This window comes from Kitasatospora sp. MBT63 (genome assembly GCF_000710465.2).
Classification (GTDB): domain Bacteria; phylum Actinomycetota; class Actinomycetes; order Streptomycetales; family Streptomycetaceae; genus Kitasatospora.
The window spans coordinates 1-507 of the sequence record NZ_JAIZ01000058.1 but is presented as its reverse complement, the minus strand read 5'-3'; the positions used below and the strand labels follow the sequence as shown (position 1 = coordinate 507).

At 69.2% G+C, this 507-nt stretch carries 1 pseudogene; it reads right to left on the bottom strand.

The window, feature by feature from the left end:
• Window positions 1-440 (bottom strand): annotated as a pseudogene (locus AA75_RS03905) (IS5 family transposase); the annotation flags it as partial.
• Between the last annotated feature and the right edge of the window lie 67 nt (window positions 441-507).

The window sequence follows — 507 nt, the reverse complement described above, 5'->3', positions numbered from 1 at the left end:
GATGGCGAGCGGGGTGCCGTGCCCATCGGTGATGACGTGGTGCTTCGAGCCAGGCCGGGCACGGTCGACCGGGCTCGGACCTGTTTTGGGCCGCCCCGACGGGCCTGGTGGTGCGAGCCGTCGATCACCGCCCGCGACCAGTCCAGCTTCCCCGCCCGGTGCAGCTCGGTCAGCAGCACCTGGTGCAGCCGGTCCCATACGCCGGCCTCGTGCCAGTCCCGCAGGCGGCGCCAGCACGTCATCCCCGAACCGAAGCCCAACTCCTGCGGCAGCCACTCCCACTGGATGCCCGTGTGCAGCACGAACAGAATTCCCTGCAGGCACCCGCGATCATCCAGCGGCAGGCGCCCCGGATTGCGTGACCGGCGCTGCCGCACCGGCAGCAACGGCTCGATACGCGCCCACAGATCGTCCGGCACCACCCACGGTGGACCCTTCAGCTTCCCCACGGATGGACCAACGAGCAGACCGTCGAGCAGACATGGCCACACCAGAGCTTTGTGTTAG